Origin of the sequence: Sunxiuqinia dokdonensis (assembly GCF_001270965.1) — a bacterium.
Classification (GTDB): Bacteria; Bacteroidota; Bacteroidia; order Bacteroidales; family Prolixibacteraceae; genus Sunxiuqinia; species Sunxiuqinia dokdonensis.
Genome location: NZ_LGIA01000173.1, coordinates 17439 through 31921, shown reverse-complemented (window position 1 = coordinate 31921; position 14483 = coordinate 17439). Strand labels below are relative to the sequence as shown.

The following is a 14483-nucleotide window of genomic DNA, read 5'->3' as shown; positions in this document are numbered from 1 at the left end:
TCATTCCTCCTGAAGGTCATCTTGATGCTCGATTCTTGATGGTGGATTCTTGATGGTGGATATTTGGTATTTGGAACGTGGAATTTCTCCTGTTATTCCAGGCTTTCCAGAATTCCTTTCAGCAGGGCATTTAAATCAAACTCACCTTTCTTGGAATAGCCCGTTCGTACCACAATCAGCTCCCGTGATGGAATGATGCAAATAAACTGTCCATCGTGCCCTTTACACAAAAATAGATCTTCGGGCGCGTCCGGATATTCTCCCGATCGGTTGAGCCAAAACGAGGCGCCGTATCGTCCGTCGGAGCCATTTGCGATTTCAGTCGTATAATCCACCCAACCTTCAGGGAGGATCTGTTCGCCCAGCCAGTTCCCGCCATTCAGATACAGCAAGGCAAAGCGCGCATAATCGCGCATGGTGGCATACATGTACGAAGACCCAACGAAGGTTCCGGAAGCATCGACCTCAAAAACGGCACTGCTCATGCCAATCCGGTTAAACAGCGCTTGTCGTGGATAAGCATAATAGGCCTGATCATCGGGAAAAGTCTTACGGAGCTCGCGGCAAACCAGGTTGGTCGATCCTGACGAATACTTCCACACAGAATCTGCCGGGTGTTCATAGGCTTTTTGCTGGGTATATAGGCCCATGTCGCCCTCTTTATGAAGCATCACCGTGACATCAGAAAGGTTGCCGTAATTCTCGTTCCAGTCCAAGCCGCTGTTCATCTGCATCAGGTTATTGAGCGTAATGTTTTGCCGTTCATCCTGCTGCCATTCCGCGATTGCCAGTGGTTGATCAACATTCATTTTTCCATCTTTTACCCGCAAGCCTATCAAAGCATTGGTCACACTTTTAGCCATCGACCAACTTAAAAATTTCGTTTCTGCTGAGAAATCATCGCGGTACACCTCGGCTACCGGCTGCCCTTTGTACACAACCATCAAGGCAAAGGTGCCCTTGTGTGGAATGGTGTCGCTCATGGCTTGCGCCATTGTTTGGTTCAGTTTTTCACGGTCGATACCAGGAGCCACGGTGTCTTCAATCCAATTGCCCATGGGCCAGGCGATGGTGTCGGCTCCGGCGGGAAGCACGTCCACCTGACGGTATGGGCGGTTACGGATCTGTTCTTCAGCAAAATCCTTCACCAAGGTACAGCCAAAACCTTCGATATAGATGGCCTTGGATTTGCCCCACAAAAAGCGGCTTTCAACTTCCCGTTTTTCAAAATCAACGGTATTGTTGGTGAGGGCGATAAAGGAAAAATTGAGGTCTTCCTTTTCCATCGCTTCCTGGCTGCGACCAGCAACAAAGACCGCCGATGCGAGATTTTTTGCTGCATAACCCGTTATGACGGGCATCAACAAATGCAGGTAAACGCCGGCTGTTAAAACCAATGCAACGAATACGGCAAGGACAATTCTATTTCTTTTCATAAAAGACCGGTTGTACAATGAACATGAATAAACAGTTCTTCAATTTACGAAAATACGGTAGAAGTTAAAATCCAATCGCAAAAGCTATATGAAGAAAAAAGGCTATCAATAAAACTGACAGCCTTTTAGATATCTATATTTTTCTCTGCTTCTTACAAGATCAACATGGCATCGCCATACGTTCCAAAGCGATATCCTTCTTTGATGGCTTTTTGGTAAGCTTCCATCACAAAGTCGTATCCGCCGAAAGCAGCCACCATCATCAACAAGGTTGACATGGGCAGGTGAAAGTTCGTGATCATCCGGTTGGCTACGCTAAATTCGTATGGAGGAAAAATGAACTTGTTGGTCCAACCTTCAAATGGTTTCAGGTGTCCTTGTGTTGAAACCGAACTTTCGAGGGTTCGCATGACGGTGGTACCAACAGCGCAAATATTTTTCTTTTTCGTTTTGGCGTTGTTCACCAAGTCGCAAGCTTCATCGCGAATCCAGATTTGCTCCGAATCCATTTTATGCTTGGTCAAATCTTCCACATCCACGCTGCGGAAGTTGCCCAAACCCACGTGCAAAGTAACATAGCCAAAATCGACACCGATAATTTCGAGGCGTTTCAGCAGCTCGCGCGAGAAGTGCAAACCTGCCGTTGGGGCAGCCACGGCTCCTTCGTGCTTGGCAAAAATTGTTTGATACCGATCTTTATCTTCGGGTTGAACCGCCCGCTGAATAAACTTCGGAAGCGGTGTTTCGCCCAGGCTGTAAAGGGTTTTCTTGAATTCATCATATGGCCCGTCGAACAAGAAACGCAGGGTGCGTCCGCGCGAAGTGGTGTTGTCAATCACCTCGGCTACGAGCATATCATCCTCGCCAAAGTAGAGTTTGTTGCCAATCCGGATTTTCCGGGCCGGATCAACCAGCACATCCCACAAGCGCTGCTCGCGATTCAACTCGCGAAGCAAGAAGACTTCAATTTCGGCACCTGTTTTTTCTTTGTTCCCATATAAACGGGCCGGAAAAACCTTGGTATCATTAAACACCATGACATCCTGATCGTCAAAATACTCCGTGATGTCTTTGAATAACTTGTGTTCAATTTTCCGGCTATCACGGTGTAAAACCATCAGTTTCGACTCATCCCGGTTTTTAGAGGGATGCAGAGCAATCAGTTCCTCTGGCAGTTTATATTTGAACTTGGATAACTTCATAAATGAATAATTTTCGATAAGACAGAACCCCGTTTTACGGGGCAATATTCAGTTTGTTACAAATTTGTCAATATTATTTAAAAAGTCAGTGACCGAAAGTGCATCTTCTACTTTGAACTGACCAATTCGGGTGCGTCTGAGTCCGGTTAGGTAAGCGCCACTGTTCAACGCTTGTCCAAGGTCGCGTGCCAAAGCCCTGATGTAGGTTCCTTTGCTGCAAACCACGCGAATCTCGATTTGCTCAGGCGAAAAATCAAGCAATTCCAACTCACGGACCCGAATCAACCGCGATCTCATTTTCACCTCTTCTCCTTTACGGGCATGGGTGTAAGCACGTTTCCCGTCAATTTTTACCGCGCTGAAAACCGGCGGCACCTGTTCGATATCGCCAATAAACTGTTGTAAAACCGATTCAACCAACTGCTGTGTTATATGAGCCGTTTCGAACTGCTCATCTTCCGGTGTTTCCAAATCAAACGACGGCGTGGTGGCTCCCAGCTTGATGGTAGCCAGGTATTCTTTTTCCCCAGCCTGGTGCATTTCAATTTGCTTGGTTGCCTTCCCGGTGCAAAGAATCATCAAGCCCGTAGCTTTCGGATCCAAGGTGCCGGCGTGCCCCACTTTCAGCTTTTTAATCTTCATGGCGCGACAAAGATTATTGCGTACCTTTTGTACCAAATCGAAGGAAGTCCAGTCCAAGGCTTTGTCAAAAAGCAGCACTTCTCCTTTGATGAAGTCAAAATTTTTGGGTTCTTCCCCCATGGAAAACTTTTTTTAATTAATGTACGGTATGAACCAGGAAGTCAGTTTTTCAGCCGGCAAAGATAGCAATTAAGCCGATAACGAAACAATAGGCTGCAAAATAAATCAGCTTGCCTTGCTTCACCACTCTGATCATCCACTTGCAAGCCAAAAGTCCGGAAACAAAGGCAGCAACAAAGCCAACAGCCAGCGGCAAAATGCCGAGCGGTTCCCCCGGATTCGCCTCATGGGCGAACAAATCGATACAATTGGCCCCGAGAATAGGAATTAGCACCATCAGGAAAGAGAAGCGGGCCATATCTTCTTTTTTCTTGCCAAGCAAAAGCCCCACAGCTATGGTTGACCCGGCACGCGAGATGCCCGGCAACACAGCCAAGGCCTGTGCCACGCCAATAATTAATGAATCGAGCCAGCCGATTTTTTTGTCTTTGGATTTAGCAAAATAAGAAAAAGCCAACAGGGAAGCGGTAAAAATCAGCATGATGCCAACAAATACCAAGTTGCCGGTAAACAGGCTTTCAACTTCTTCGCGAAAGAAAAGCCCTAATGCGGCAATGGGCACAGCCGATAAAAACAAAAGGGAAATGTACTTGGTTTCGTCGTTCCATTGAAAGGCAAACAAGCCTTTGCAAAGCGACAAGATATCTTCGCGAAACACAACCAAGGTACTTAGAACGGTTGCGCCATGCACGACAATGGCAAACACCAGATTATTATGTCCTTTTATCCCCAATAGATGATGGCCTATCTCCAAATGGCCACTGGAACTTACGGGTAAAAATTCGGTCAATCCCTGAATAATTCCCAGCAAAAAGGCCTGAAAAACACTCATAAGCTAGTTTTCTTCTTTGGGGCGTTTCATGATCGCGTAAATCTCGAACAAAAACCCAAACAACACGATGATTGGTGCCAGGGTAATTCGTCTGAAACTAAAAATTTCCGGATTGAAAACCGAGGGATCTTCACTTTTTCCACCGACCATGAGAATGAATCCAAGAACGATGATGCCGAATCCAATCAGTAGTAATTTATAATTTTCTTTGCCTAAGGCGAAAGTTTGTTTCTTCAATTCTTCAGTACTTTTTGCCATGTTTCGATAATTTGGTGATACGAAAGTAGAAAATCTATCTCTATTTAATCGTCCGATCCGAATAAATTATTGTTCAGAAAAAGTGATATAACAATTAATTTTCATTCCCATAACCTTTGTCAGGTGTAAAAAAGCTCATCATATCTGATTCTAAGATACTTATTCACTGAAAAGTAGGTGGACAACCAGGAAATCAGGATTCCAAAAACCAGGACAATGCCGAAGACCAGCCCGATGGTTCCCACCTGCTGCGGATCCAGAACGCCCTCGAAATCCTGTCGGTACGAATAGATTAGGCCCAAAATGCTCAGATTGGCCAGCAGGGCCCCGAGAATTCCGTAGCCAATATTTTTTACAATGAAAGGCCGCCGGATGAACGATCGCGTAGCTCCGACCAACTTCATGGTGTGAATGATAAAACGCTGCGAGTAAATGGCTATTCGAATGGTGTTGTTGATCAGTGTTGAAAAAATAAACAGGAGCAAAACCGAGAAGACCATCAAAAACAAGCTGATCCGTTTTACATTTTCATTGATAATACGAACCAGGTCGCGCTGGTAATAAACTTCGTTGACCTGCGGATAAGCCAGAAAGTTATTTTCGAGAATAGCCAGACTGTCTTGTTGCATATATTCCGCATGCAGTTTGATGTCGAGCGAAGAAAACAGCGGATTAAAGCCCAGGAAACCAACAAAATCTTCGCCCAATTCTTTCGTCAATTGTTCCGCTGCTTCTTCCTTATTCACGTATTTGCTATCCTTTACGTAGTCGGTGGCGCTTAGTATTTTCTGAAGGCGCAGGATTTCGACTTCACGCACGTCGTCATTCAATACCAGGGTAAAGCCCACGTGTTCGCGGACATAATCCGACAGGCGGCCGGCATTCAAAATCAGTAAAGACATCATTCCGACCAAAAACAAAACCAAAGTGATGCTGATGGTTGATGTCAGGTACGACTTGATTAAACGACGTTTAAGCCTCGCCGGACGTTTCTTCCTCTTCATTTCTTACCTTCTTTTTAATTTCGAAAAAAACCACGGCAATTACTGCCAAAATGAGTACGAGTGAACTGGCCAGGGAAACCCGGTTTCCCAAAACATAGGACTGGGGCTCGAAGCGGAATTCGATTTCATGAGTGCCCTGCGGCACCGGCATGGCTCTCAAAACATAGTTTGCGCGTACGTGTTCCACCAGCTGTCCATCCAGGTAGGCATTCCATCCCTTGGGGTAGTATATCTCTGAAAAGACCGCCAAGGGGGTGCCGCTGCCGACCCTGGCTTGGTACTTCAAATAGTTGGGCCGGTATTCCTTCAGCTCAATCACCGGTTGGTCGCCCGAATCGAAACTGACTTTGGTGAGCGCATCCGAAAACTGCGCGTCAACAATGGCCTCAGTTGCAGGATTAAAACCATCCAAGGCGACAATTTCCTCATCGGCATTTTCAACAAACGACAGGTCTTTTACAAACCAGGCATTGCCCAAGGCCTGACTGTTATACAATGGCGCGGCGTTGGGATTATAAATCACATACCGGGTATTCAGCATGTTCAGCACATTCAGCCCGGTGAAAACGGCATCCACATCGGCCTGCGATTCTGCATTTTGCAAACGCGAGCCCAGCTGCTGCATTTCAGGAGAAATATGAAATTCGATCATCTCCTGATAGCGCTGCATTTTAGCGCCATGATAACCACCTATGGATTTGTGGAAATACGAAGTTGAAGCGTCGGCAAATGGATTGACCGCCATATTGAGCACCCGGTAATTCGGGTCCGTATCTTTTAAAATTTCCTGGTCAGCCTTGCTCGGACTAAAGGGAACTTCCACCTTTCGGGCAGGGGCAAAATCATCATCGTTCAGGTAGCGCTTGTTCACCGGCCACAAATCCACAAAAATCAGTAAAGCCCAAATTACAAGTGCATAGCTGGCTTTCAGTTTTTGTTTCACATACAACCAAATGACTCCGGCTGCAATGGTGACAAACAAAAAGGTCTTAAAAGCATCCGTTCGCAAAACCATTCTGCGGTCGGCACGCAAGGCTTCCATGAGCTGATCGGGCCAGCCAGCCTGCACCAGGCGGGCATCGGAGGCTGTTCTAAAATCGCCGGCCAAACCGGGAAGCAGCGCAAAAACCAAGGCCAATCCGCCAACAATAAACCAAGTATATTTTAACTTCTGAAGTAATTCCGCTTTGTTATCCCGGTTGAGGTACAACTCGCGAATGGCCAAAACGCCCATCAAGGCCATGGCAAACTGCTGAATGACAATAATGTTTTTCACATCGCGAAATTTGTTGTATCCTGGGAAATAGTCAATCATAAAGTGGCTCAAAAACCCGAGATTTTTGCCCAGCGACAAAAGAAACGAAACCACCACCACAGCAAGGAGCCACCATTTGTCTTTGCCCTTCAACACAAATAAGCCAAACACAAACAAAAAGCAAAGTACCGCACCATAATAAAAAGGCGCGGAGGAAATGGGCTGCGTCCCCCAGTACAAAGGCAGGTTTTGGCTGATTTGCCGTGCTTGCGCTTTCCCTTGATTCCGCTCAAAAAACTGGTAAACGTTCGATTCTTCGCCCAGCGATTCGGCCATGCCGCCACCTTTAAACCGCGGAATAAAAGCGGTCATCGCTTCACCCAGATCATAGCTGTAATCCAGAATATAGCTTTTATCGAGTCCCGACGTTTGATCATCATCCTGCGGCGTTAGGTCCGACTCGCCCCGCATCGAATATTTTCCGTATTCGTAAACCGTGTACAAATTTCCGAAGTTGGTGCCAACAGCAAGTACGGCGGCCAACACCAGCAATACCGACGTTTTGGTAAAAGCGGGCAAGGTCTTCTCCCTAAAAGCATAAATCAGGTAAGTGATGCCGATAATCAAGACCATAATGCCGGCATAATACGTCATTTGCGGATGACTGGCCGTTAACATCCACGAAAGCGAAAGCGCTGTGAGAAGGCTACCCACCAGTGGATTCCGTTTGTAAGCCAGCAACACGCCGCCCACCACCAAAGCCATGTATGTGAGGGTGTGGGCTTTGGTCACGTGCCCCGCATCAATAATGACGAATAAAAAGGAGAACATGCCGTAGGCCAGTGCGCCAACGGCACTCACCCAAATGTTGACCCGAAGAATGAGCAAGAGCGCAAAAAACAAGCTGAACATCAGGATCAGGTAGCGGGCAGGACGCGGGATGACATTCACCAGGGCTTGTGCTTTCGAAATCAAATTTCCTTCGTAGCGGGTCGACAACAAATAGCCTGGCATTCCGCCAAACATGCTGTTGGTCCAAATGGCTTCCTCTCCGGTTTCGGCCCTGAAATCGAGCAGCTCTTTGGCTCCGCCACGATAGGTACTCAGGTCATGCGCATCCAGCTGTTTGCCTTCCAGCTGTGGCGAGAAATAAACAAAGGCGATTAAAATAAAGACGAGGATAATTCCAAAACCAACGAATATATTGCGATTGCCTTTTATCTTTGCCATAATCATTTGAGAGTTATCAATTTTCAAATTGAAACAAAAGTAAGGAAATAATTTTCTCAATCCGACATTCATGGGAATCATCATCAAACAATCCATCAAGGGAAGTATTTGGTCGTACGTAGGTGTGATCATTGGTTTTGTCACCACCACTTATTTGTACACCGAATACCTGACCACCGAGCTCGTTGGACTGTTTGGATTGCTGGCTGCCTATGCCGCATTAACCGGGCAGCTTTTTTTGCTGGGCTTTCAAGGGGTCACCTCGCGCCTGTTTCCTTATTTCAGAGATACTCAAAATAAACACAACGGATTTTTGTTTGTCGCGGCGCTGGTTTTTATCGTCGGCTTTGCCGTGTTTCTGGCAGCCTACTATTGGTTGAAACCGCTGCTGGTTGAAAGCAACCTGGAAAAATCGGCCTTGTTTGCCCAATACGTGCATCTGCTCGTTCCGCTGACCTTCTTTTCCATGGCTTTCATTTTTCTGGACACTTACAACCGGCTACTTTATGATGCCGTTACGGGCACCTTCTTCCAGGAGTTTTTGCAACGGCTGCTGTTGTTTGTCCTTGTAATTTTGTTTGCCATCCAGCTTATCAACCTCCATCAATTAATTCTGGCTTTCACGCTGGTGCTTTGTTTAAAAGGCTTGTTTTTGTTTTTCTTTTTGTTGAAAAGAAAAGAGATCAGCTTTCGACCCCAGTTGAATTTTATTGACCAAAAACTAAAAAAGGAAATCTGGAGCGTGGCGCTGTACAGTGTTCTTGCAAGTTTAGGCTCCATCTTTGTTTTTAATATTGATAAGATCTTCATTAACCAGCTCCTGGATTTATCCAATACGGGCGTTTACACCATCGCTTTTTATTTTGGTACGCTGGTCGTAATTCCGTCGCGTCCGCTGCTGAAAATAGCTGGCACCTTGGTGGCCGACGCCTGGAAAAAAAATGACCTGTCACAAATCAAATCAATCTATTACAAAAGTTGTATCAATCAGTTTATTATTGGCGGCTTCCTGTTTTTGGGCATTTGGGCCAACATCGATAACATCCTCATCATTCTGGGAGAAGATTACCTGCAATCGAAATGGGTGATCTTTTTTGTTGGGCTGGGCTATTTGTTTGATATGGCGACGGGAGCAAACGGACTGATCATCAGCTATTCAAAATATTACAAAGTGGCCTTGTATTTTATTGTCAGCTTAATCCTGATGTCCGTTTTTCTGCTGTACATTCTGATTCCAATCTGGGGCATTACCGGGGCGGCCATTGCCATTGCTTCGGCCTTGCTGCTCAACAACCTGATGCGGTTTGTATTTTTATTCTGGAAGTACAAACTTCAGCCGTTCAACTATAAGTTTGTGGTGGTGGCTGTGTTTTTTACCGGATTGTATTTCCTGTTAGCCACTATTCCTCGACAAGAGCTTATATTTGATATTGTTATCCGGGGAGTTATAATTGTCTTTACATCAGTATTATTTTTCATTTTTCTCCCAATATCTGAAGAGGTTCAGAAATTAATCAAGAAAGGCCTTCAGCTTTTCAACCACTAAATACCAGCTATATTAATTCCGAAATCACTTCTAGATTCATCGCAGTAACCTCAAATAACTTTTCCTGCTCGGTAATTATTCTATCATGGATTTGGTCGCTTTCTGAAACTGTGTACTCAAATTTTTCCAAAATCTCAGCACAAAGATCCTCTGATGAATTCACATCGATATACACATCAAGCATATTGATATCCTCGAGAAACCATTTCATTTTATCATGTGTGCCTAAGGTTATGATCTTCGTATTGATCCCAAAAGGAATCATTTGAGCATGACCACGCATACCCATGACCACCTCCATATTGTTATAGAAATTATAGATGTCGTTGGGAAGCATATGATGAAGCCGAACGGTTTTATAGTTCAATCCGACCCGATCAAAAACAATTTCAGCTTTTTCATCAATCGCTAAATGGCAAACATTGTAAATGTTGTACGATCGTTCCTCGAGTCGTTTCAACGCTTTGGTTATTTGATAAAGTATCTGATAAATTTTATCGCCAAACCGTTTTTCATACCGGTCAAAGGCAATATTGACAGCTACATTCCGTGATGTTGTTTTGGGGCCAAGACCTTTGACAAGCTTTCGAATGAGCGTTGTAGGACACGGTTGAAAATGAATTTTATTCACATCGATATCACTGGACAATAATCCTTTTACCGATTCGATACTACCTGTGTTTCGAATGCCTACAAAGTCTGATTTGCCAATTATATGGTTTAAGTTTTCTACAAAAAGATTATTTGGCGTTTGTCCGGGGAAATAATTGTAACCGATAGCATAGAGAACAACCGGCACGTGAATCTCATCCAGTTGCTGTTTACTGACTGCCCATTGCCATCCCGAAACGGAGTTTTGATTGGTATCGGGGAGGAAAAGTCCACCTCCTCCGATGAGCAAGAATTTTGAGCGGTTGATTTCATTGATCAGTTGCTGGTTGACCTTCTCACCAAGGCTATGGATATTAAACCCTAAATCGTTTGTTTGTTTATCATTTGAAATTGCTGACCGGACACAACTGGAAAGTACAATATCTCCGGCATTATTACCCCACCCTTTATAATTGGTGATGTGCACAATCCGATCTTTCCCGTTTCCCCGTTCATTTTTTAAATAATTGTATTCTTTGATTTTATAGTGTCCTAATCTAATTCCCTTACTCAGACGCTCTTTTACCGCTCCCTTCTCCAGAATGGATTGAATTGCCAGATCCCTTAACTTTCTCAAATGGTTATTCCATTTCAGCCTGGGAAACCCTTCAACCATGCCTGAAACAAAACGTGCCTGCCTTTTATACCGCTCAAGTACCTTCCCATCGAAACCAGCTACTTCAGCATTCTTTGCAATGACTGTGAGCCCTTCTTCATAATAGCCAATTTCTATATCTGAGAAATAGGCCGACAATAAAAAGTACATGGAAGCAGCATTGAAATAATGGATATGAGGCTCCCAAATTGTTTGCTGAATATTGCCAAAACTTTTGATTTCCATTGAAGGGCATTGGAGTACCAATGTTCCTTCATTTTTCAAAATCGATTTAATCCTGGCAACAAACGAATGAGGGTCTTCAACATGCTCTATAACGTGAAAGGAGAACACAATATCATAAGGCTCAGACGGAACAAAATCCTCCATCAATAAGTTGTACTGCTCAAATCCATATTGTTGCTCAGAAAACCGGCAATAGTCAGGATCTGGCTCCAGACCATCGGCGTAGCAACCATATAATCTAAGGAGATGGACAAATGAACCAATTGAACTGCCTACATCAATCCCACGTGAATTCTTATTAATGATCGACTTATAATACCGAAACCTTTTAAAAGCTCTTCGATCAAGCTCTTCAATTTTATTTTTAGATGGAAATCTATCAGATTCAGCTCTGGCTATCTTTGTGAATGTCCCATCTGAATAAATATCAGAATAGTCTTCAATGGCTTGGGCACAATGCCCACAATTAGAACAGCAAAATAATTGTAAATTTTTATTATTCCTCGAAGTAAAGGATTGTTCAACTACTGCCTCATCACAAATAATGCATTTTTTCATAGACTTTGATTGATGAGTTCATAAAGTTCTCGGATTGCTCCCTCTCCGCCGCTGCTTTTTAACTGAACGATTCCCGGCACACCAAGCACTTCCGGACGCGCGTTTGCCGGGCAGGCTGCTATGCCAACGTTTTCAAGCACTTCAATATCGTTAATATCATCTCCGATGTAAGTTACCTCGGAGAGGGAAAGGCCTAATTCATTGATGAGCTTTTGGACAACAGCCAGCTTATCTCGTACGCCATGAAATTGATAATCCAGTTTGAGTTTATCGGCTCTTCTTCGATTTAACTGGCAGTCTTCGGAAGTAATGATCCCAACTTTGATGCCCTTCTCTTTGAACAGCTTAAAGGCCATGCCATCGTAAGTATTAAACTTTTTTAGCTCGTCGCCCATTTCAGAATAATACATTCCTGCGTCAGTCAGCACCCCGTCAACATCTGATAAAACAAGTTTAATATCTGAAACATCAGAATTACGACGAATCTTGTGATATTTTCTCATCAGTACTTCGGCCAGATCCCAATCCACTTCTTCGTCCAACTCCAAACCAGTATATTCGGGCATTTCATAGGTGGCGATCGTTCCACTCAAACGGTTTTCTGATGCCAGAATTTTGCCGACCGCTGAAATATAGAAAGCGCCATTTTCCATAAACATGCCATCAAAATCCTGTCTCCGTGGGCGACATTTAAAATCATAATTCAAAGGCTTACCTTCCAGATTCCAGTAAAACCTTTTCTGCTTGACTACCGATAATAAACTGTCAACGCCGGACTCACGATACTGAGCGATCGCTTCACCAAAATGTTCTGACTTAGTAAATGGAGAAGTTGCCTGGGCCAAAATAAAAATGTCATCACAGTTAAGTTTTTCGTTTTCAATAAATTCCAGCATGACTGATTCGGTGGAAGCTGTGTCTGATGCATTTTGAGGTTCCCGCCTGTATATCTGAACCTTTTCAAAGCCAAAGTCGTTGACCACCTCGGCAATTTCATCTCCGTCGGTTGCCAAAATAACCTGATCAATCCCAACACATTCGTCCAAGGCTTTCAAAACCCAATAAACCAATGGTTTTCCATGTAGCGACTTTATGTTTTTACCTTTAATCGATTTACTTCCTTTACGCACCGGAACAAAAGCAATCACACTCATGACTTTTTATATTTTAGTTTTTGCCGCTGAACTTTTTCGATATCCAATATATCTTCATGCTTGTGAGTCAAAGATTTTCTGACCGCTTCCAGATCACGAACCAACTTCCGCACGCCCTGTGGCTCAAGAGATGCGGCATGATCAGTCCCTTTCCAAGTCCGATCAAGTGTATAATGCCTTTCAATATAGCTTGCCCCCAACACATAAGCAGCCATATCCACGGCAATTCCAAGATGGTGACCGGAGAATCCAATCTCTTTCACGCGATGCCCATATTTTTCTTTCATACTGGTTATATCCAGCAAACAAATATCTTCAAAGGGAACTGGATAACCGGAGGTGCAGCTATAAAGCACAACATCCTGATTTCTGCCCTTTTTTTCAAACAACCGCACGATTTCTTCAACCTCCGGCTTTGTTGTCATTCCGGTTGAAACATGTATTTCACCGGAGAAATGGTCACATAACCATTCCAACATCTCAAAATGATTGTTGCATGCTGAAGGAATCTTAATCATTCGAGGCTTAATTGAGTTTATCTCTTTGGCCGAAGTCAAGTCCCAAACTGAAGTCGAGTATTCAATTCCCATTTCTTCACAATAAGCTTTTAGCTCAGCATGCTGCTGAAAGGAGAATTCCAGAAACTCGCGATGTTCTCCGTAAGTCTGACCATATGCATTTGCCGGGTTTGGGTGCGGTGCATTGTATTGTTCTTCCGTCAGCAGCTCTTTATTATTTCGCTTCTGAAATTTTACAATATGGGCATTGCAAAATATCTTAGCCATCCGAATCATTTCCTTGGCGATTTCCATATCACCCTTGTGATTGCACCCAATTTCAGCGATCACCCTTGCCGGTTTATAAACTTCTTTATCCATTTCTAATTCTCCCTTTCAAAAGCATCGATAAATGATCCTTTTGTCTTGTTAATGATACGTACGTTTCTGCTTTTAGCGTATTCATCGATTACAAAATAGCTCGCAAAAGCTGTCATAAATTTATACAAAATTTCGTGCAGCTTACGAGCGCCAACACCCTTCCAGTCCAAAGGACGCGCGACCGAGGTATGCTCGTCGTAAAAATGCTTTTGATTGATCAATGCGTTATTTTGCTCATCAACCGATATGTCTTTTAACCAGGAATGGTCGGCTCCCCAAAGATAGATTTTTCGATAACCACTGTTAATCAACAAAAAAATAGATGGGATTAAAACATTATGTGGCCTGGGCATTCCTAGGTTATGCCTAAAACACCAGTGTCTAAAAGGTTTCCATCCTTCTATCGGAGTTGTGTTGTAATAAACAATTTTAATTAATGAGTTTTTTTCCAAAAATGACTGCCATCTCTTATACTTTCGAGCTTCAAATGGGAAGTAAAATATCAGGTCCCATGTCGTTTTTCGGGAAAGCGTTTCAAACAAGTTGTCACTCTGTCTCATGTAAAATGGTTCAATGTCGTCTCTCCATAGATCAGGTGCTGATGAAATCAAATACCGTGGTTTTAATCGCTCAAAATATTCAGTCGATGGGAAATGATTGACACAAACGAGATCTTTGTCGTTTAAGAAATCAATACTTTCCTCAATCATTGTATCTAATGAAGGACCGTTAGCTAAAATAACAGCTTCATCGTTCGATCGTTTCACCATCGTTTTCGGTTTCTTGCTCAAAACCAAAATCTTCACCACCGAAGACAATGACTTCGATAAATTCTGAGCAAATCGTTGAACCCACAAAAGAAAATCAAGCATCATG

12 protein-coding genes are annotated in these 14483 nt (G+C 43.8%); 1 reads left to right on the top strand and 11 read right to left on the bottom strand.

What is annotated here, in order from left to right:
• Positions 1–92: 92 nt before the first annotated feature.
• The 7 genes from NC99_RS14705 to NC99_RS14675 form a co-directional block, all read right to left on the bottom strand.
• Entirely contained in the window at positions 93–1436 is a 1344-nt protein-coding gene (locus tag NC99_RS14705; RefSeq protein ID WP_053185162.1) for a serine hydrolase domain-containing protein, read from the bottom strand.
• Positions 1437–1588: 152 nt separating this feature from the next.
• Positions 1589–2638, bottom strand: coding sequence for a tRNA preQ1(34) S-adenosylmethionine ribosyltransferase-isomerase QueA (gene queA / locus NC99_RS14700; RefSeq protein WP_053185159.1), 1050 nt, complete (start codon positions 2636–2638; stop codon positions 1589–1591).
• 48 nt (positions 2639–2686) lie between these two features.
• Positions 2687–3400: a tRNA pseudouridine(55) synthase TruB gene (gene truB, locus NC99_RS14695; protein ID WP_053185155.1), complete on the bottom strand. Its 714-nt coding sequence runs from the start codon at positions 3398–3400 to the stop codon at positions 2687–2689.
• A 49-nt stretch (positions 3401–3449) separates the two neighbouring features.
• The gene (locus tag NC99_RS14690) at positions 3450–4232 is read right to left on the bottom strand and encodes an undecaprenyl-diphosphate phosphatase (RefSeq protein ID WP_053185152.1); all 783 of its coding nucleotides are present in this window, start codon (positions 4230–4232) and stop codon (positions 3450–3452) included.
• Between the two features lie 3 nt (positions 4233–4235).
• Positions 4236–4490: a DUF3098 domain-containing protein gene (locus NC99_RS14685; RefSeq protein ID WP_053185149.1), complete on the bottom strand. Its 255-nt coding sequence runs from the start codon at positions 4488–4490 to the stop codon at positions 4236–4238.
• Positions 4491–4609: 119 nt separating this feature from the next.
• Complete coding sequence (locus tag NC99_RS14680) at positions 4610–5494, bottom strand: cell division protein FtsX (protein ID WP_053185146.1); 885 nt, start codon at positions 5492–5494, stop codon at positions 4610–4612.
• Complete coding sequence (locus tag NC99_RS14675; protein WP_162231230.1) at positions 5463–7979, bottom strand: YfhO family protein; 2517 nt, start codon at positions 7977–7979, stop codon at positions 5463–5465. The genes NC99_RS14680 and NC99_RS14675 overlap by 32 nt, the downstream gene beginning before the upstream one ends.
• Before the next feature lie 70 nt (positions 7980–8049).
• On the opposite strand from NC99_RS14675, the gene NC99_RS14670 reads away from it, so the two are divergent.
• Positions 8050–9525: a lipopolysaccharide biosynthesis protein gene (locus NC99_RS14670; protein ID WP_053185140.1), complete on the top strand. Its 1476-nt coding sequence runs from the start codon at positions 8050–8052 to the stop codon at positions 9523–9525.
• 7 nt (positions 9526–9532) lie between these two features.
• Here NC99_RS14670 and NC99_RS14665 read toward each other — a convergent pair whose 3' ends face one another.
• From NC99_RS14665 to NC99_RS14650, 4 genes are read right to left on the bottom strand one after another with little or no spacing between them, the layout of a single operon-like run.
• Positions 9533–11575 (bottom strand): class I SAM-dependent methyltransferase, encoded by a 2043-nt coding sequence (locus NC99_RS14665; protein WP_053185137.1) that lies wholly within the window; start codon positions 11573–11575, stop codon positions 9533–9535.
• Positions 11572–12729, bottom strand: coding sequence for an N-acylneuraminate cytidylyltransferase (locus NC99_RS14660; protein ID WP_053185134.1), 1158 nt, complete (start codon positions 12727–12729; stop codon positions 11572–11574). The genes NC99_RS14665 and NC99_RS14660 overlap by 4 nt, the downstream gene beginning before the upstream one ends.
• Positions 12726–13607 (bottom strand): N-acetylneuraminate synthase family protein, encoded by an 882-nt coding sequence (locus tag NC99_RS14655; protein ID WP_053185131.1) that lies wholly within the window; start codon positions 13605–13607, stop codon positions 12726–12728. The genes NC99_RS14660 and NC99_RS14655 overlap by 4 nt, the downstream gene beginning before the upstream one ends.
• Before the next feature lie 2 nt (positions 13608–13609).
• Positions 13610–14482: a hypothetical protein gene (locus tag NC99_RS14650; RefSeq protein ID WP_157624937.1), complete on the bottom strand. Its 873-nt coding sequence runs from the start codon at positions 14480–14482 to the stop codon at positions 13610–13612.
• Between the last annotated feature and the right edge of the window lies 1 nt (position 14483).